The 18,579-nt window shown below is 71.7% G+C and carries 16 protein-coding genes; 7 read left to right on the forward strand and 9 right to left on the reverse strand.

Annotation, left to right across the window (positions count from 1 at the left end; all coding sequences use genetic code 11):
• Positions 1–172 precede the first annotated feature (172 nt).
• The gene (locus C2865_RS29240) at positions 173–1,528 is read right to left on the reverse strand and encodes a DUF2252 domain-containing protein (protein ID WP_106401801.1); all 1,356 of its coding nucleotides are present in this window, start codon (positions 1,526–1,528) and stop codon (positions 173–175) included.
• 72 nt (positions 1,529–1,600) lie between these two features.
• Positions 1,601–1,921 (reverse strand): MazG-like family protein, encoded by a 321-nt coding sequence (locus tag C2865_RS29245; protein ID WP_106401802.1) that lies wholly within the window; start codon positions 1,919–1,921, stop codon positions 1,601–1,603.
• A gap of 107 nt (positions 1,922–2,028) precedes the next feature.
• Here C2865_RS29245 and C2865_RS29250 point away from each other — a divergent pair, with 107 nt between their 5' ends.
• The 3 genes from C2865_RS29250 (at position 2,029) to C2865_RS29260 (ending at position 5,820) form a co-directional block, all read left to right on the forward strand.
• Positions 2,029–3,234, forward strand: coding sequence for an acyl-CoA dehydrogenase family protein (locus C2865_RS29250; protein ID WP_106401803.1), 1,206 nt, complete (start codon positions 2,029–2,031; stop codon positions 3,232–3,234).
• A 382-nt stretch (positions 3,235–3,616) separates the two neighbouring features.
• Positions 3,617–5,152 carry a DHA2 family efflux MFS transporter permease subunit gene (locus C2865_RS29255; protein WP_198653685.1) on the forward strand — a complete coding sequence of 512 codons (1,536 nt, stop codon included), beginning with the start codon at positions 3,617–3,619 and terminating at the stop codon, positions 5,150–5,152.
• 128 nt (positions 5,153–5,280) lie between these two features.
• Positions 5,281–5,820 carry a DUF1707 and FHA domain-containing protein gene (locus C2865_RS29260; protein ID WP_106401804.1) on the forward strand — a complete coding sequence of 180 codons (540 nt, stop codon included), beginning with the start codon at positions 5,281–5,283 and terminating at the stop codon, positions 5,818–5,820.
• Positions 5,821–5,827: 7 nt separating this feature from the next.
• Here C2865_RS29260 and C2865_RS29265 read toward each other — a convergent pair whose 3' ends face one another.
• Both C2865_RS29265 and C2865_RS29270 read right to left on the reverse strand, forming a co-directional pair.
• Complete coding sequence (locus C2865_RS29265) at positions 5,828–6,268, reverse strand: Lrp/AsnC family transcriptional regulator (RefSeq protein ID WP_106401805.1); 441 nt, start codon at positions 6,266–6,268, stop codon at positions 5,828–5,830.
• A 10-nt stretch (positions 6,269–6,278) separates the two neighbouring features.
• A complete protein-coding gene (locus C2865_RS29270) occupies positions 6,279–7,319 on the reverse strand; it encodes a LacI family DNA-binding transcriptional regulator (protein ID WP_106401806.1) in 1,041 nt (346 codons plus the stop codon).
• A gap of 230 nt (positions 7,320–7,549) precedes the next feature.
• Here C2865_RS29270 and C2865_RS29275 point away from each other — a divergent pair, with 230 nt between their 5' ends.
• Positions 7,550–8,809, forward strand: a complete 1,260-nt coding sequence (locus tag C2865_RS29275; protein ID WP_106401807.1) for an ABC transporter ATP-binding protein — start codon at positions 7,550–7,552, stop codon at positions 8,807–8,809.
• 57 nt (positions 8,810–8,866) lie between these two features.
• On the opposite strand, the gene C2865_RS29280 is transcribed toward C2865_RS29275, so the two are convergent.
• From C2865_RS29280 to C2865_RS29295, 4 genes are all read right to left on the reverse strand, one after another.
• A complete protein-coding gene (locus C2865_RS29280; RefSeq protein ID WP_106401808.1) occupies positions 8,867–9,709 on the reverse strand; it encodes a carbohydrate ABC transporter permease in 843 nt (280 codons plus the stop codon).
• Positions 9,706–11,022, reverse strand: a complete 1,317-nt coding sequence (locus C2865_RS29285; RefSeq protein ID WP_106401809.1) for a carbohydrate ABC transporter permease — start codon at positions 11,020–11,022, stop codon at positions 9,706–9,708. The genes C2865_RS29280 and C2865_RS29285 overlap by 4 nt, the downstream gene beginning before the upstream one ends.
• Entirely contained in the window at positions 11,022–12,338 is a 1,317-nt protein-coding gene (locus C2865_RS29290) for an ABC transporter substrate-binding protein (protein WP_106401810.1), read from the reverse strand. The genes C2865_RS29285 and C2865_RS29290 overlap by 1 nt, the downstream gene beginning before the upstream one ends.
• 173 nt (positions 12,339–12,511) lie before the next feature.
• Positions 12,512–13,636, reverse strand: coding sequence for a M24 family metallopeptidase (locus C2865_RS29295; RefSeq protein WP_106401811.1), 1,125 nt, complete (start codon positions 13,634–13,636; stop codon positions 12,512–12,514).
• Between the two features lie 30 nt (positions 13,637–13,666).
• On the opposite strand from C2865_RS29295, the gene C2865_RS29300 reads away from it, so the two are divergent.
• The 3 genes from C2865_RS29300 (at position 13,667) to C2865_RS29310 (ending at position 15,797) form a co-directional block, all read left to right on the forward strand.
• Positions 13,667–14,581, forward strand: coding sequence for a 5'-3' exonuclease (locus tag C2865_RS29300; protein ID WP_106401812.1), 915 nt, complete (start codon positions 13,667–13,669; stop codon positions 14,579–14,581).
• A gap of 81 nt (positions 14,582–14,662) precedes the next feature.
• Positions 14,663–15,100, forward strand: a complete 438-nt coding sequence (locus C2865_RS29305; RefSeq protein ID WP_157963945.1) for a hypothetical protein — start codon at positions 14,663–14,665, stop codon at positions 15,098–15,100.
• A 10-nt stretch (positions 15,101–15,110) separates the two neighbouring features.
• Complete coding sequence (locus C2865_RS29310; RefSeq protein WP_106401814.1) at positions 15,111–15,797, forward strand: Crp/Fnr family transcriptional regulator; 687 nt, start codon at positions 15,111–15,113, stop codon at positions 15,795–15,797.
• Positions 15,798–15,843: 46 nt separating this feature from the next.
• Here the strand turns inward: C2865_RS29310 and C2865_RS29315 are convergent, their stop codons facing one another.
• Entirely contained in the window at positions 15,844–18,573 is a 2,730-nt protein-coding gene (locus C2865_RS29315) for a DEAD/DEAH box helicase (protein WP_106401815.1), read from the reverse strand.
• Positions 18,574–18,579: the final 6 nt, after the last annotated feature.

An 18,579-nucleotide genomic window follows, 5' to 3' on the forward strand; every position in this document is an offset into this window, starting at 1 on the left:
TCCCCCGGACCCATGAGATGCCTTGCGAACCCCCCTCCCGCCTGCGAAGATCCGACTTCGCCGCGCACCGGCGACGGAACCGGAACGGCGAAGGCCCCGCTCGCCGCAGCGAACGGGGCCTCGCAGACGCGCCGGGCGTCTCAGCATGTGGAATTATTTCGGGGAGGTTTCCTTACTCGGCCGCGGGCGCCGACGGCTGGAGCCCGGGGATGAGCCCCTCCCGGAACGCGTCGACGAAGAGCCGGTGGTCCTCGCGCACCACCGCGGCGTAGCCGTGCCCGAACGCGACCATGGCGGCGACGAAGTCCGCCGCGTCGGGCCCGATCGCCGCGTCGATGGCGTCCTCCACCTGGAACGGCACCAGCGCGTGGTCGGAGTCGCCGTCGGAGACGCAGTGGATCTTCGCGGTGGCCCGGCCCAGGTCGGCCAGCAGCTCGATCATCTCGTCGGGCTCGGTCAGCCCCGACCAGTCCAGGTCCGCCTCGTACGGCGAGAGCTCCTGCACCACGAAGCCGACCCCGCCGATCTCGGTGTGGCCCAGCCACGGGTCGGCGTTGGCCTGCAGCGCCCGCCGGGAGACCGCGGTGCGGTGCCCGTGGTGGTGGAAGTAGGCGGCGATCCGCGGGTCGGTGACGACCCGGGACGGCGCGGCGACGTTGCCCTGCTTGAGCGAGAGGATGACGTCGTTCTCCAGCGCCTGGCTGTGGCCCTCCACCAGGATGTTGTAGGCGGTCAGCCCGGCCGAGCCGATGCCGAACCCGGACGCGCCGACCACGTCCTTGATCTTGTAGGTGAGGCTGCCGGAGAACCGCTTGTCCTGCGGGATGGTCTCCAGGTACCGCTCGTAGGCGGCCTCGACCGCGGCCCGCTCGGCCTCGTCCAGGTCGCGGATGCCGGGGCGGCGGCGCATCCGCCGCTGGTGGGCGTCCACGACGGTCAGCGCCGACAGCAGGTCCACCCGGGTGGAGGACAGCGCCTCGATCAGCACGTCGCGCACGTGCCCTGAGGCGGTGTCCAGGGTCAGCGCCCAGGAGTCGTTCTCGGCGCGCGCGTAGGCGCGCACCTGGTCGACGTAGGCCCGCACGTAGGACTCGATCATGCGGGTGATGTCGGCGTCGGAGATCGCCTTGGTCCAGGCCATCAGCGCGACGCTGGCCACCAGCCGCTTGACGTCCCAGGTGAAGTGCCCGACGTAGGCCTCGTCGAAGTCGTTGACGTCGAAGACGAACACCCCGTCGTCGCTCATGTAGGTGCCGAAGTTCTGCGCGTGCAGGTCGCCCTGGATCCAGACGCGGCCGGTGCGCTCGTCGGCCCAGGGGTCGGCGTCGTGGACGATGTCGGCGTAGAAGATCGGCGCGCTGCCCCGGTAGAAGGCGAAGGGGTCGGAGGCCATCTTGCGGAACCGGCGGCGGAACTCGGCGGGGCTGCGCTCCATCAGCGGGGCGAACGCCTCCACCAGCACGTCCACCAGCTGCGCCTGGCGTTCCTTGGGGTCCTTGGCCTGCAGGGAGGCGACGAGATCGGTCATGAAGAGGGATTCCTTTCGGGTTTACCCCTGATCATCCCGCTTCGAGGTGGCCTACGGCAGAAGAACCGCTGTTCAGGAGGCGTCCAGATAACGGGCGTCCACCGCCTCGATCTTGGCGCGCAGCGCGCCCTCGGGATCGTCGCTGAAGGAACACAACGCGATCATCGCGGTGATCACCACGTCGCACAGCTCCTCGGCCACGTCCTCCCGGGTGTGGCTGACGCCCTTGCGGGGGTTCTGGCCGAGCATCCCGATGTACGCCTCGGCGACCTCCCCGACCTCCTCGGAGAGCTTCATCAGGCGCAGTGCCCGCTCGTGGTCGGAGGTGCCGTTGACGTCGTCGAGATGGGCCGAGAACCGCCGGACGCTGGGCCAGGGATCGAAGTCCGTCATGGGGCAGCACCCTAGCGCCGGGACGCGCGTAAGCAGCCACTTTCAAGGTCTGCTATCTATGGGGACTCCGGCATTACCCCCTTACTCCTGCCCCGGAGGGCGAGCAGATGATCGAGTGGTCCGAGGAAGAGCTCATGATCCGCGACGCGGTGCGCGACTGGATCACCAAGGAGGTGCGCCCGCACCTGGACGAGCTGGACTCCGGGGAGTTGTCGCCGTACGGGATCATCCGCGACCTGTACAGGACGTTCGGCATGGCCGACATGGCCGCCGCCCAGTTCGACAAGAACATCGCACGGGAGAAGGCCGGCGAGGCCCCCAAGCCCAAGAAGGAGGGCAAGGGCGACCCCGGCGCGGCGATGTCGATGCTGCCGATCATCGAGCTGTGCAAGGTCGCGCCCGGCCTGGTGACCGCGATGGGCGTGTCGCTCGGCCTGGCCGCCGGCACCATCATGAAGCGCGGCACCGTCGAGCAGAAGGAGCGCTGGGGCCGCGACCTGCTGACCTTCGAGAAGGTCGGCGCCTGGGCCATCACCGAGCCCGACTCCGGCTCCGACGCCTTCGGCGGCATGAAGGCCTCGGCCAGGCCCGACGGCGACGGCTGGATCCTCAACGGCAACAAGACGTTCATCACCAACGGCCCCGCCGCCGACACGATCGTCTTCTACGCCAAGCTCGACGACGGCCGCCCGGTGCGCGAGCGCGAGATCCTGTGCTTCGTGCTCGACAGCGGCATGCCCGGCCTGGAGCAGAGCAAGCCGCTGCGCAAGATGGGCTGCCACTCCTCCCCCACCGGCGAGCTGTTCCTGCAGGACGTGCGGGTCGGCCCGGACCGGCTGCTGTCGGGCGGCGGCAGCGGCAAGGAGTCGGCCAAGCAGAACTTCACCGCCGAGCGCTCGGGCGTGGCGGCGATGGCGCTGGGCGTCATCGAGGAGTGCATGCGCCTGTCGATCGACTACGCCAAGTCCCGCCAGGCCTGGGGCAAGCCGATCGCCGACTACCAGCTGATCCAGCTCAAGCTCGCCAAGATGGAGGTCGCCCGCCTCAACGTGCAGAACCTGGTGTTCCGCTACGTCGAGATGCAGAAGACCGGCCGCTCCATGACCCTGGCCGAGGCCAGCGCCATGAAGCTGTACTCCGCCCAGGCCGCCGCCGAGGTCTCCATGGAGGCCGTCCAGCTGTTCGGCGGCAACGGCTACATGTCGGAGTTCCGCGTCGAGCAGCTCGCCCGCGACGCGAAGGTCTTCCAGATCTACGCCGGCACCGACGAGCTCCAGATCACCCACATCGCCCGCGACCTCCTCAACCGCTGACGCGGCCGGCGGGCGGCCCGGCCTCGCCGGACCGCCCGCCTCCGGTACCCACCCGCGATCAAGATCGGGTGATATGTACCACATCGTGGACTCCATGCCCTGGAGCTGCGGGTGGTCCCGCCGGACCGCCCGCCCCGGTTCGCACCGCGCCGGCTCAAGCGGGATCATAGGTGCAGCGGCCGCGGACGGCGGTCACGCCGTGGCCGGCGGATCCTGCGGGGGAGTCCTCCGCAGGGCGCCTGAGCCGTCGACCTGGAAACATTCCTCTTCCCCACGGAATAAGAACGGTCCGCCGCACCGCTGATCGGAGGGCGCCGGGGCCTCCCCCGGCGCTGACGCTTGTCCAGCCCGCACATCCGGGCGCTCAAGATGGGATCCACACGTGAGTTCTTCAGCCCCCCCGGAGGTCAACGCCGCCCCCGCCGGCAAACCCGACGACGGCGGTGGCGGCGGCCTCGACCGCGGTGTGCTCGCCGTCGCCATGGTCGTGGTCCTCGGCGCGATCATGTCGATCCTCGACGTCACCGTGGTCCACATCGCCGTCCCCGCGCTGTCCCAGGAGTTCGGCGCGCCGCTGTCGCAGATCCAGTGGGTCGCGACCGGCTACACCCTGGCGCTGGCCACCGTGATCCCGGTGACCGGGTGGGCGGCCAGCCGGTTCGGCACCAAGCGGCTCTACATGATCTCGCTCGGGCTGTTCGTGATCGGCTCGGCGCTGGCCGGCATGGCCTGGTCGGTGGAGTCGCTGATCGCCTTCCGGGTGCTGCAGGGCCTGGGCGGCGGCATGATCATGCCCGCGGGCATGACGATCCTGACCCAGAAGGCCGGTCCCCAGCGGGTCGGCCAGGTGATGAGCGTCGTCGGCATCCCGATGCTGCTCGGCCCCATCAGCGGACCGATCCTCGGCGGCTGGCTGGTCGACGACGTCTCGTGGCGCTGGATCTTCTACATCAACGTGCCGGTCGGCGTGTTCTCGCTGTTCCTCGCCTGGAGGATCCTGGACCGTGACAGGCCGCAGCCCGGCGAGCGGCTCGACCTGCTCGGCCTGCTGCTGCTCTCGCCCGGTCTCGCCGCGCTGATCTACGGCCTGGCGACCGGCGCGGAGAAGGGCGCGTTCGACTCCGCCGAGGTGATCGGGTTCACCGCGGTCGGCGCGGTCCTGGTCGCCGGGTTCGTGGTGCGGGCGCTGCGCGCCGAGGTGCCGCTGATCGACCTGCGGCTGTTCAAGCGCCGCTCGGTCGCCGCGGCGTCCGGGACGATGGTGCTGTTCGGCCTGGCGTTCTTCGGCGCGATGTTCCTGATGCCGATGTACTACCAGGTGGTGCGGGGCGAGAGCGCCTTCCACACCGGCCTGCTGCTGATCCCGCAGGGCCTGGGCGCGATGCTCACGATGCCGGTCGGCGGCAAGCTCACCGACAAGATCGGTCCGGGCCGCGTGGTCCTGGCCGGGCTGGTGTTCATCGTCGCGGGCATGATCGGCTTCACCACCCAGATGGACGTCGACACCTCCAAGGCGGTGCTGGGCGTCGCGCTGTTCGTCATGGGCCTCGGCATGGGCATGACGATGATGCCGACCATGTCGGCCGCGATGCAGTCCCTGGGCCACGACGAGGTGCCGCGGGCCAGCACCGCGCTGAACATCATCCAGCAGGTCGCCGGGTCGATCGGCACCGCGGCCATCTCGGTGATCCTCACCAACGAGCTCGCCGACAGGATGCCCGGCGGGGGCGGCGGCGGTCTCGGCGCGACGGCGGAGGTGCCGCCGGAGGTGATGGCGCAGCTGGCCCCGAAGATGGCCGAGTCGTTCAGCGCCACCTTCTGGTGGGCGATCGCCCTGCTCGCGCTGGCCTTCGTCCCGGCGCTGCTGCTGCCGCGGCACCGCCCGGAGAACAAGGTCGAGGTCATGCCGCTGCACTAGCTCCGGCGGACGCAGGGCCCGTCGCGTTCGCGGCGGGCCCTTCGTCCCTGCGGGCCGCGGCCCGGCGCGCCCGGCGGCGACCGGCCCTCCGCTGGACATGGCTCAAGTTGATCTGAATACTCACGTCTATGGACGGACCGCCCGCATTCCCGGTACGGGCCTCCGACGCGCAGCGCGATCGGATCATCGAGGAGCTCCGCGACCGGGTCGTGGAGGGCCGGATGTCGCCGCAGACCTACGAGCAGCGCGTGGAGCAGGCGCTGTGCGCCCGCAGCGAGGCCGAACTGCAGGACCTGCTGCGGGACCTGCCCCCGCGCGGTCGGCTGATCCGCCGGGTGACCGGGGCGATCGCGTCGTTGTCGTCCGCCACCGCGCGCATCGAGTCGGCCTGGCGCACGCCGCGCCTGCCGCGGTTCCTGCTGCCGCCGCGCCAGCAGCAGCGCGTCCTGGTGGGCAGGGCGCCCGGCTGCCAGTTCGTGCTCACCGACCTGACGGTCTCGCGGTTCCACGCCGAGATCCGCACGGAGGACGGCGGCTGGACGATCAGCGACCTGGGGTCGATGAACGGCACCAAGGTCAACGGCTGGCGGCTGACCGGCCCGGCGGTCCTGCGGCCGGGCGACCAGGTCGCCTTCGGCGACTGCACGTTCGTGGCGGCGGCGCCCTGAGCGCCCCTCACAGTTTGGGCGGGCGGCCCTCGTAGGGGGTGCTGAGCACGATGGTGGTGCGGGTGTTGACGTTGGCCGCGGAGCGGATCTGCTGCAGGAGGTCCTCCAGTTCGCGGGGGCTGGCCACCCGGACCTTCAGGATGTAGTTCTCGTCGCCGGCCACCGAGTGGCAGGCCTCGATGGACTCGATGTGGGCCAGCCGCTCGGGCGCGTCGTCGGGGGCGGCCGGGTCGATGGGTTTGATCGAGATGAACGCGGTCAGGGGCAGCCCGATCTGCTCGGCGTCCAGCTGCGCGCTGAACCCCTGGATCGCGCCGCGCTTCTCCAGCCGCCGTACGCGCTGATGCACGGCGGACACCGAAAGGCCGGTCTCCTTCGCCAGGTCGGTGAAGCTCATGCGGCCGTCGCGGGCGAGCAGGAGCAGGATCTGGCGGTCTGTGTCCTCCACGGGGAGAAACCTACCGTGAGCGCCCTGTTCGCACCGAACCGGTGACCGGACCGCAACTTGCCCGCACCATCAGCTCGGTCGCCAGCACCACCGGACGTCCCGGTGAGCGCGCCGGGACCCCGGCCGAGGCGCGCAGCAGAAGCTCGCAGGCGCGGTAGCCCAGGTCGCGCGCCGGGTGCGCCACCGCGGTCAGCGGCGGGTCGCACAGCTCCGACCAGGGCACGTCCTCGACGATGGCGATGGAGACGTCGGCGGGGACGCGCAGGGTGAGTTCGCGGGCGGCCAGGACGGCGGCCTCGCCGAGCCGGTGGCCGCCCGCGACGACGGCGGTGAGGTCGGGGCGGCGCTGGAAGAGGCTCGCCGCGGCGGCGTAGGCGCTGTCGGCGGTCGGTCTGGCGCGGGCGAAGAACTCCTCCTCCACGGCCAGCCCGAGGGCGGCCAGGGTGGCGCGGAAGGCCTCCTCGCGCACGGCGGGCCCGTCCGTGCCCCGGCCGCCCAGAAAACCGATGCGCCGGTGGCCCAGGCCCGCCAGGTACTCCACCACCGAGCGCACTCCCCCGGCCTCGTCGGCCAGCACGCAGGGCGCCGAGGGCAGCCCGGGGACCGTCCGCCCGGCGAAGACCACGGCCGTGCCGAGCCGCATGAGCGCCTGCCAGGGCCGCGGGTCGCGCCCGGCCGGCATCGCGATGACGCCCTCGACCCGCTGCTCGGCCAGCCGCTCGAGCAGCTCGGCCTCCACGTCCGGGTCCTCTCCGGTGGCGTCGAGCACGACGTGGCCGCCCTGGCTGCGGGCGCACGCCAGGACCCCGGCCGTGAGCTCGGCGCAGAACGGGTCGGTGACGTCGGGGACGAGCAGGCCTATGGCGCCGGTGCTCCGGGTCTTCAGGCCGCGCCCCAGGGCGCTGGGGCGGTACTCCAGCGCCTTCGCCGCGGCCAGGACGCGCTGCCGGGTGGCCTCGCTGGCCGGGCCGGAGCCCGACAGCACCCGGGAGACCGTCGCGATCCCCACCCCCGCGGCCGCCGCCACGTCCTTGATGGTCGCCCCGCCCATCGGCCTCCTCCCGTTCCGGCCATCCTGCCATGCCCGCGCCGGAGTGGAAACGTTTCCATCCCCTCTCCACCCCCACCGGCTGCCGGTTCCACCCCGTCCAGGACTGGACAAGCCACCCCACCAGGCTGCACAGTAGGGGCAGAACGGACGGCGGGGGCACCCTCATGCCCACCCCGTCCCGGCATCCCCCACAGTGGAAACGTTTCCACTTTCCGGCAGAGAGGAAGACGATGGCGGAGATCGTCCTGGACGGCATCGACAAGGTCTACGCGGGCGGGGTCAAGGCCGTCGACGGCCTGAGCCTCCACATCGCCGACGGCGAGTTCATGGTGCTGGTCGGCCCGTCCGGCTGCGGCAAGTCCACCGCGCTGCGCATGATCGCCGGTCTGGAGGACATCTCCGGCGGCACCCTGCGCATCGGCGACCGGGTCGTCAACGACCTGGCGCCCAAGGACCGCGACATCGCGATGGTCTTCCAGAACTACGCCCTGTACCCGCACATGACCGTCGAGCAGAACCTCGCCTTCGGCCTGAAGCTGCGCGGCACCCCCAAGAACGAGATCAAGCAGCGGGTCGACGAGGCCGCCAAGATGCTCGGCCTCGACCCCTACCTCAAGCGCAAGCCCGCCGCGCTGTCGGGCGGCCAGCGCCAGCGCGTGGCGATGGGCCGCGCGATCGTGCGCGAGCCGCAGGCGTTCCTCATGGACGAGCCGCTGTCCAACCTCGACGCCAAGCTGCGCGTGTCCATGCGCGCCTCGCTCAGCCAGCTGCACGACCGCCTGGGCGTCACCACCATCTACGTCACCCACGACCAGATCGAGGCGATGACGCTGGGCGACCGGGTCGCGGTGCTGCGCGACGGCAAGCTCCAGCAGGTCGACACCCCGCAGCGGCTGTTCGACAGCCCGGTGAACCTGTTCGTCGCCGGGTTCATCGGCTCCCCGTCGATGAACTTCGCCAACGCCCGGCTGACCGGCGAGACGTCCGAGGCCTTCGTGGAGTTCGCCGGCCTCCGCCTGCCGGTGCCGGCCGACGTGTTCGAGGCCAAGCCCGACCTCGCCGGCTACCTGGGCCGCGAGCTCATCGTCGGCATCCGCCCCTCGGACTTCGAGGACGCCGAGCACGCCAAGCCCGAGTGGACCCGCATCCCGGTCAAGGCGGGGGTGACCGAGGAGCTCGGCTCCGAGATCAACGTGATCTTCCCGATCGACGCGGCGCCCGTCGTGCACAAGGACACCGCGGACCTGGCCAGCGACGCCACCGACGGCGAGGGCGAGGACGCCGCCCTGCCGCTGCTGGAGGACAAGGCCCTGTGGACCGCCCGGGTCAACGCCCGCTCCCGCGTGCGCCCCGGCCAGGAGCTCGAGCTGGGCATCGACACCCACCGCCTGCACTTCTTCGACGCCGGCACCGGTCTTGCCGTCGGCCACCCCGACGCCGCCGAGACCGCCCGCCGCCTGGGCGTGCCCGAGCCCGTCGCCAAGGCCTGACCGGCGCGTCCCGGCGCCCGACCCGCCCGAGGGCCGGACGGGCGCCGGGACGCGGCGTCACTTGACCGAGCCCGCCAGCACCCCCTGGACGAAGTAGCGCTGGAAGGCGAAGAAGACGGCCAGCGGGACGATCAGGGACAGGAACGAGCCGGCGGAGATCACGTCGACGCTCGAGGCGAACGAACGCGTCTGCTGCTGCAGCGCCACCGTCAGGGGCTGGGAGTCCCGGTCGGCGAAGATCAACGCGATGAGCAGGTCGTTCCACACCCATAGGAACTGGAAGATCCCCAGCGAGGCGATGGCCGGGAGGCCCAGCGGGAGGATCACCCGGAAGAAGATCGTCCAGTCGCGCCCGCCGTCGATGCGGGCCGCCTCCAGCAGGGAGGCGGGGATGGCGGCGAAGAAGTTGCGCAGCAGGAAGATGGCGAACGGCAGGCCGAACGCCACGTGGAACAGCACCACCCCGGTGACCGTCCCCATGATCCCCAGCGTGCCGAACAGCTCCGACAACGGGATCAGCCCGATCTGCACCGGGACGACCAGCAGCGCCACCACGCCGAGGAACAGCCAGTCGCGGCCGGGGAACTCCAGCCAGGCGAAGGCGTAGGCGGCCAGCGCGGCGATCCCCACCACCAGCAGCGTAGAGGGCACCGCGATGAGCACCGTGTTGACGAACCCGTCGAAGATCGACTCGTTCTTCACCAGGTTCTCGTAGTTGTCCAGGGTGAGCTGCGCGGGCCTGGTGAAGACCGTCCACCAGCCGCCGGAGTTGTTGTCGGGCGCCGATCTCAACGAGGTGAGGAACAACCCGAACGTCGGCACCAGCCACACCAGCGCGACCACCACGAGGAGGGCGTGCAGGAAGCCGCGGCCGAGCAGCCGCACCAGCCTGGCGCTCATGTGTTCTCCCTCCGGAAGCGGCGGATGTTGAAGATCATCGCGGGCAGCACCAGCAGGAACAGCACGATCGCGATCGCGCTGCCCAGCCCCTGGTCGGAGTCGCTGCCGCCGAAGGAGCGCACGTACATCTGCAGGGCCAGCACGCTGGCGTCCTGCTGCACGGGCCCCGGCGCCAGCACGTACACCAGGTCGAAGATCTTCATCACGTTGATGACGAGGGTGACCACCACCACGACGAGCACCGGCGCCAGCATCGGCACCGTGATCTTGCGGAAGACCTGGAACTCGCTCGCCCCGTCGGTGCGCGCCGCCTCCAGCACGTCGCGGTCGATGGCGGCCAGGCCCGCGCCGATGAGCACCATCGCGAAGCCCGCCCACATCCAGACGTAGGCGCCGATGATGGACGGGGTGACCAGGCCGGGGCCGAGCCATTCGACGCCGCCGTAGCGGGGCGCGAAGTTCTCGGCCGGCAACCGGATCTGCGCGTCGCCCGAGACGCCCGCCAGCCGGAACGTGCCGTCGGGACCGGTCGTGGCCGAGGCGACGACCTTCCCGCCGGCGACGGCCTGGACCACGACGCCCTTCATGCCCTTCTCGCCGGGGTCGATCCGGCCGGGCTCGCCCGCCCCGCCGGGGGCGAAGTCCACCCACACGGTGCCGGTCAGCGCGCCGGGCTCCGGCGCGGCCGGAGCGGCGGCGCGCAGCCCGTCCTGCGTCTCGGGGCTGACGGCCACCAGCGGCAGCAGCGCCGCCTCACCCGGCCGGGCGGAGGCCTCGGCGCCCCCGCCGGACGCCTTCAGCGGCCCGCCCTCCCGCGGCCTCGCGCCCGGATAGGGCGAGGGCGCCTCCCAGGTGTCGTGGACGCCGGTGGCGATGGCGTTGAGCACGCCCTTCTCGGGCGCGTGGTCGTAGACGAGGGTGAAGATGACGCCGGCGGCCAGGAACGAGATGGCCATCGGCATGAACATGATGGTCTTGAACGCCGTCCCCCAGCGCACGCGCTCGGTGAGGACGGCGAAGACGAGGCCGAGGACGGTGATGACCGAGGGGGCGACGACCACCCAGACGACGTTGTTGCGCAACGCCGTGTAGGTCGCCCCGTCGGTGAACATCTCGGCGTAGTTGTCGAGGCCGACGAACGCCGTGCCGTCGGCGTCGAAGAGGCTGCGCCAGGCGGTGTACCCGATGGGGTACACCACCAGCAGGCCCAGCAGCACCAGGGCCGGGAGCAGGAAGCCCGCGCGGGTGAGGCCCGCCCGGCCGCGGTGCGCGGCCGGGCGGGCGGGCGCCCCCTTGGTCACGGGGTTCGCCATTACTCGTAGGCCTTGGCCGCGGCCTTCTCCAGGGCCTCGGCGGCGCCGTCCACGTCGGCCGGGTTCTTCAGGAAGTCCTGCAGGATCTTCCACTCGCCGGCGCCCTTGGTGCCGCCGAAGGAGGCAGGGGCCAGGTCGGACATGTCGAAGCGGACGTTGTCGCCGGCGTCGATGACGGACTTGGCGATGGAGCGCTGGATCTCGTCGGGGTAGACCGCCAGGTCGAGGTTCTTGTTCGGCGAGACCATGCCGCCGTTCTCGGCCCACAGCTCGGCCGCCTCGGGCGAGGCCAGGTACTCCACGAGCTCCTGGGCGCCCTCGCTGTCCTTGAGGACGACGGCGGCGTCGCCGCCGCTGACCACCGGGGCCGTCGAGCCGACCGCGGGGAACGGGAAGAACAGCGCGTCGGTGCCGACCTTCGCGTCGGTGTTCTCGCCGATGACGCCGGAGACGAAGTCGCCCTCGTAGACCATCGCGGCCTTCGCCGGGTCCTTGAAGGTGTTGACGACCGAGGTCGGGAAGTCCGTGGACAGCGCGCCCGGCTGGCCGCCGTTGATGAACTCCTTCTTGCCCCACAGCTCGGCGAGCGTCTTCAGCGCGGTCTTGACGGTGCCGTCGGTCCACGGGATCTCGTGCTTGGCCAGCTTGTCGTAGTTCTCCGGCCCGGCCTGGGAGAGGTAGACGTTCTCGAACCAGTCGGTCAGCGTCCAGCCGTCGGCGCCGGCGATCGACAGCGGCGCCACGCCGGAGTCGGCGATCGTCTGCGCGGACTTCACCCAGTCGGCCCACGTGGCGGGCGGCTGGACCCCGGCGTCCTCGAACGCCTTGGGCCGGTACCAGACGGTGGACTTGTTGGCGGCCTTGAAGTACACCGCGTACTGGGTGCCGTCGACGGTGCCCAGCGTCTTCCAGATCGGGGCGAAGTTCTCGTCCGTGGCCTTCTGCGCGTCCTGCGCCAGCGGCTTCAGCCAGCCCTTCTTTGCGAAGTCGTTGATGGCGCCCTGGTTGGGCATCATCGCGACGTCCGGCTGGCCGCCGCCGGGGATCTTGGAGGACAGGACGGTGATGAGGGTGTCGCCGTTGGAGGTGAAGTTGACCTTCGCCCCGGTCTTGGCGGCGAAGCCGTCGAGGACCTTCTGGAAGTTGGTCTGCTCACCGCCGCCGGCCGACCATGGGCCGGCCACCTCGAGCGTCACGCCCTTGAGATCGGCGGAGGCGGTCTCCTCACCGCCGTCGTCGCCGCCTCCGCATGCCGCGGTGGCCGAGAGAACGAGACCTGCGACGAGAGACACGCCGACGAAACGGGGGGTGCGCATGCTCTTGCTCCTCTGGTTCGGGTGGGTTCCGGCTCAGTACCCTCCCTACCGGTGAGTCACACGATCTCTCTTTACCACCCCCTTATTCGTGAGGAGATCGTTACGGACGAGATCATGAAGAACGGCGGGCCCCCGAAGCGCAAGGGCCCGCCGTGACAAAAACCCCTCCCGTCTCATCCGTCCACGACGACGAGCTCCCGGGGCGTGGTGTTCATGCGCTCGGCGCCGTCCTCGGTGCACACCACGATGTCCTCGATACGGGCGCCGTGCGCGCCGGGATAGATGCCGGGCTCCACGGAGAACGCCATGCCGGGCTCCAGCGGCTCGGTGTTCCCGCTGACGATGTAGGGGTGTTCGTGGGTCTGCAGGCCGATGCCGTGGCCGGTGCGGTGCACGAAGTACTCCCCGTACCCGGCGGCGGCGATGAGGTCGCGGGCGGCGGCGTCCACCGCCTCGGGCGCCGCACCCGGCCGCACCGCGCGCACCGCGGCCTCCTGCGCCTCCAGCAGCACCCCGTAGTACTCCTGGAAGTCCCGCGGCGGCGCCCCGACGCTGTAGTTGCGGGTGGAGTCGGAGCAGTAGCCGCTGGGCATGGTGCCGCCGATGTCGACCACGACCGGGTCGCCGGACCCGATGACCCGGTCGGACAGCTCGTGGTGCGGGCTGGCCCCGTTGGGCCCGGAGCCGACGATGACGAAGTCGACGCTCACGTGCCCCTCGGCCAGGATCGCCTCGGCGATGTCCCGGCCGACCTCCCGCTCGGTGCGCCCGGCCCGCAGCAGCCGCGGCACCAGGGCGTGCACCCGGTCGATGGCCGCGCCCGCCTCGCGCAGCGCCTCGACCTCCGCGGCGCTCTTGCGCATCCGCAGCCGCCGCATCACCTCGCCCGCCGCGACCTGCCGCACCCCCGGCATGGCCTCCCGCAGCCGCAGCACCATCATCGCCCACATCTGGTCGGCGACGGCGACCGTCCCCGTACCGGGCAGCCGCGCGGCGACCAGCGCGTACGGGTCCTCCGTCTCCTCCCAGGGCACGAACTCCAGCCCCAGGCCCCCCGCCGGGGACGCCTGCACCGTGGGCAGCTCCAGCCGCGGCACCACCATGAACGGCTCGCCCTCGGCCGGAACGGCCAGGCACGTCAGCCGCTCCATGGCGTGCGCGTGGTACCCGCTGACATATCTCAGGTCGGCTCCGGGGGTGAGCAGCACCGCTCCCAGCCCCGCCTCCGCCACGGCCTTGCGCACCTCGGCCAGCCGCTCCGCCGGGTACAGGCGCCTCATCAGGTCATCGTCGATCATTCCCCCAAGCTAACCGCTAGGGTGGGGCGCATGCCCGCCGGACGCCTGATGCTGCTGGACACGCCCTCTTTGTACTTCCGCGCGTTCTTCGGGGTGCCCGAGTCGGTGAAGGCTCCCGACGGCACACCGGTGAACGCCGTGCGGGGCCTGCTCGACATGATCGCCAGACTGGTCTCCGAGCGGCGGCCCACGCGGCTGGTGTGCTGCTTCGACGCCGACTGGCGCCCGGAGTTCCGGGTCGCGGCGATCCCCTCCTACAAGGCGCACCGCGTCGCGGAGGAGACGCCCGAGGGGTCGGTGGAGGAGACGCCCGACACGCTCACCCCGCAGCTGCCGGTCATCGACGCGGTGCTGGACGCGCTGGGGCTGGCGCGCACGTCCGTGCCCGGCTACGAGGCCGACGACGTCATCGGCACGCTCGCCGCCCGCGACCCGGGACCGGTGGACGTGGTGACCGGCGACCGCGACCTCTTCCAGCTCGTCGACGCCGACCGCGACGTCCGCATCCTCTACACCGCCAAGGGCATCCGCAACCTGGAGGTCTTCGGCGAGCAGGAGGTCGCCGCCAAGTACGGCATCCCCGGCCGCGCCTACGCCGACTACGCGATCCTGCGCGGCGACCCCAGCGACGGCCTGCCGGGCGTCACCGGCATCGGGGAGAAGACCGCCGCCACGCTCATCTCCCGCTTCGGGTCGCTGGCCGGACTGCTGGAGGCACTGGACGCCGGGGTCACCGAGGGCCTTCCCCCCGGCAACCGCAGGCGCCTGGAGGCCGGACGCGCCTACCTGGGCCCGGCCGAGCTGGTGTGCCGGGTCGCCACGGACCTGCCGATCCAGGTCGACGACACGCTGCCGTCGGCGCCCAAGGACCCCGCGGCCCTGGACGCGCTGGCCGAGCGCTGGAACCTCGCCTCACCGGTGAAGCGGCTCCTCGCGGCGTTGTAACGGTCCCTGTGTCACCGGGCACAGATCTCCTGGGCAGGCAGGCGCAACCTTTCTTCGCGTGCGGGTGTTCCCTGGCAAGGGATGACCCCTGACGCTCCCGGAAGGCACCCGATGACCGTCCTGCACAGCCCCCGCCCCCTGCCCTTCACCGACGCCTCCGACGCCGAGCTCGCCCGTTGCGTCCAGCGCTCCAACCACGACACGGCGCTGGCCGGGTGGGCGGTCACCACGATGGCCCTGGGCCTGCTCGTCCAGGCGGTGCTGCTCGCGCAGGCGCCGCCGTCCCCCGCCCAGGCCGTCCTGGCCGCCCTGGGCGTGCCGCTGCTGGCCGCCGGCACCCGCATCGTGCTGCTGCTGGACCACGCCTCGACGTCGATCGGCTCGGCCGCCGACCGCGTCCAGCTCCTCGCCGGGATCGAGACCCGGCGGTTCTGGACCTTCCGCGCCCGCCTGTGGACCCTGGGCACCGGCGCGGCGTTCGCCCTCTGGACCGTGGCCGTCCAGCTGGTGGCGCACTGAACGGAGGACCATGACCGACTCCCCTCCCACGACGTTCTGGAGCAGCCTGGAGCCGCCCGCCCGCGAGGCCCTGCTGCGCGGCGGGCGGCTGCGCCGGTACCGCTCCGGCGAGCACCTGTGCTACCAGGGCGAGCCCGCCGACCACGTACTCGTCCTGCGCGAGGGCTGGGTCAAGGTCTGGATGACCGACGAGGACGGCCACGAGTGCGTGATCGCGGTGCGCGGCCCCGGCGACCTGCTCGGCGAGGCGGGGCCGCTCACCGGCACCGCCCGCACCGCGACCGCCACCGCGCTGCACGGGGTGATCGCGCTGTCGGTCCCCCTGGCGCGGTTCAACGCCTTCCTCGGCGAGCACCCCGGCGCCTGGCCGAAGGTGTTCGGCTCGATCAACCGGCGCCTGAACCAGTCCGACGCGCGCATCATGGCGCTGGGCGGCCGGTTCGGCGCCGCCCGGCTGGCGCTGTTCATGCTGCGGCTCGCCGCCGACAGCGGGCGGGCCCGCCCCGGCGGCGGGGTGAGCATCCCTCCGCTGTCGCAGGCCGAGCTGGGCAGCTGCGTGGACTCCTCCCGCGAGACCGTCGCCCGCGCGCTGCGCGAGTGGCGGACGCTGGGATTCGTGGAGACCGGCTGGCGCCGCACCACGATCCTGGACCCCGAGGGCCTGCGCGCCCACGCCGAGACCTACGAGGGCTCCTGACCGCCGGGAGCCCTCGCCTTGACGCAGTAAGGTCACTTGCGGGCGGTCAGGCGACGCTCGAGTACGCCACCACACCGCGGCGCATCGCGTCCGCCGCCTTGCGCGCGGTGTCCCTGACCGGCCCCGGGCCCGCGGCGTCCGCGATCTGCCCGAGCAGGTCCATCAGCTGCTTGATCGCCCGCACGAAGTCACCGGCGGTCATGCCCGCCTCGGTGAGCACCTCGTCCAGGTCCTCGCCGCCGGTCCACCGGTAGGCCGCCCACGCGAACCCCAGGTCCGGCTCCCGCTGGAAGGAGACCTGGTTGTCCTTCTCCACGCCCTCCAGCTCGCCCCACAGGCGCACCATGCGGGTCAGCACGTCCCGCGTGCCCGGCGGGATCTTCGGCGGCGCCGCGTCGTCCGGCTGCCGCGACTCGTACACCAGCGCCGACACGCACGCCGCCAGCTCCGCCGGGCCCAGCCCGTCCCACAGGCCCTCCCGCAGCGACTCGGCCGTCAGCAGGTCCAGCTCCGAGTAGATGCGGCCCAGCCGCCTGCCCTCGTCGGTGACCCGCCCGTCCTTGAGGTACTCCAGCTGCTCCAGCACCGAGCAGACCCGGGCGAACGTGCGGGCGATGACCTGCGAGCGCGACTCCACCCGGCGCCGCAGCCCCGAGGTCTCCCGCTCGGTGCGGAAGTAGCGCTCCGCCCAGCGGGCGTGGTCCTCGCGCTGGTCGCAACCGTGGCACGGGTGCTGCTTGAGCCGCGTGCGCAGCCGCTGGATCTCCGCGTCGTCGCCGTCGGCGCCGCCGCCGCGCGTCCGGTGCCGCTTCACCTCGCCGTGCGGCACCTTCTCGCGCAGCGTCGCCGCCATGTCCTTGCGGTGCTGGGGGTTGCGCGGGCTGAACCACTTGGGGATCTTGATCCGCTCGACGGGCTCGGCCGGGGCGGTGAAGTCCGCCATCGTCAGGCGCTTGACCTGCCGGCTGTCCAGCAGCACCAGCGGGGCCGGGCCGTCGGAGCGCTTGGCCACCCCGGTGTCCAGGATCAGCGCCGCACCCGCGCTGCGGCCCGTCGGCACCACCACCACGTCCCCCGGACGCAGCCGCTCCAGCGAACGCGCCACCTCCAGCCGCCGCGCCCCCGCCCGCTCCCGCGACAGCGCCGACTCGGCGTCCGACAGGGCGCGGCGCAGGCCCGCGTACTCCATGAAGTCGCCCAGATGGCACTCGGCGGCCTCGCGGTACCCGGCCATCGCCTCCTCGGCCTTGCGCAGCTGCCGCGCCAGCCCCACCACGGCCCGGTCCGCCTGGAACTGCGCGAACGACTCCTCCAGCAGCGTCGCCGCCCGCTCCCTGCCGACCGCGCCGACCAGGTTCACCGCCATGTTGTAGGACGGGCGGAAACTGGAGTTCAGCGGGTAGGTGCGGGTCGAGGCCAGCCCGGCGACCGAACCGGGGTCCATGCCCGGCTGGTACAGCACCACCGCGTGGCCCTCGACGTCGATGCCGCGCCGGCCCGCGCGGCCCGTCAGCTGGGTGTACTCCCCCGGCGTCAGGTCGACGTGCTGCTCGCCGTTCCACTTGTCGAGCTTCTCGATCATCACGGTCCGGGCCGGCATGTTCACGCCGAGCGCCAGGGTCTCGGTGGCGAACACCGCCTTGATGAGGTTGTCGGCGAACAGGTCCTCGACGACCTCCTTGAACACCGGCAGCATGCCCGCGTGGTGGGCGGCGATGCCGCGCTCCAGGCCGGCGAGCCAGTTGTGGTAGCCCAGGACCAGCTTGTCGGCCTCGGGGATGTCGGCGGTGCGCTCCTCGGCCCGGCGGCGGATCAGCTGGGCGTCCTCCCGCGAGGTCAGCCGCAGCCCCGACAGCAGGCACTGCTCCACCGCGGCCTCGCACCCGGCCCGGCTGAAGATGAACGTGATCACCGGCAGCAGCCCTGCCCGGTCCAGCCGCTGGATCACGTCAGGGCGCGGCGGCGGCCGGAACCGCACCGGGCGGTGGTCGCGGCGCCGCCCCGAGCGGCGGCTGTTGTTGATCTTGGATTTGCGCACGTCGTCCAGCGAGATCCGGCGCAGCTCCGGATTGACCTTCGGGCGGCCCTCCCGGCCGTCGTCCACGAACAGGTCGTGCAGCCGGGTGCCCACCATCATGTGCTGCCACAACGGCACCGGCCGGTGCTCGTCCACGATCACCGTGGTGTCGCCGCGCACCGCCTGCAGCCACTCGCCGAACTCCTCGGCGTTGGACACCGTCGCCGACAGCGCCGCCACCCGCACCGAGTCCGGCAGGTGGATGATCACCTCTTCCCAGACCGCGCCGCGGAACCTGTCGGCCAGGTAGTGGACCTCGTCCATCACCACGTAACCCAGCTGCGCCAGGGTCTGCGACCCCGCGTACAGCATGTTCCGCAGCACCTCCGTCGTCATCACGACGATCGGGGCCTCGCCGTTGACGGAGTTGTCACCCGTCAGCAGGCCGACCCGCGAGGCGCCGTAGCGCTTCTGCAGATCGCTGAACTTCTGGTTCGACAGCGCCTTGATCGGGGTCGTGTAGAAGCATTTACGGCCCTCGCGCAGCGCCAGGTGGACGGCGAACTCCCCCACCACGGTCTTGCCCGATCCGGTGGGCGCCGCGACCAGGACCCCGTGCCCCTGCTCCAGGGCGCGGCAGCCCCTGAGCTGGAACTCGTCGAGGTCGAAGTCGTACAGGCCCTGGAACTCCCGCAAGGCGGGCCCGTTCTGCGAAACCTGTCTCCTGTGGGCCGCATAGCGCTCGGCGGGACTGCTCATACCCAC

The organism is Actinocorallia populi (assembly GCF_002995495.1).
Classification (GTDB): Bacteria; Actinomycetota; Actinomycetes; order Streptosporangiales; family Streptosporangiaceae; genus Actinocorallia; species Actinocorallia populi.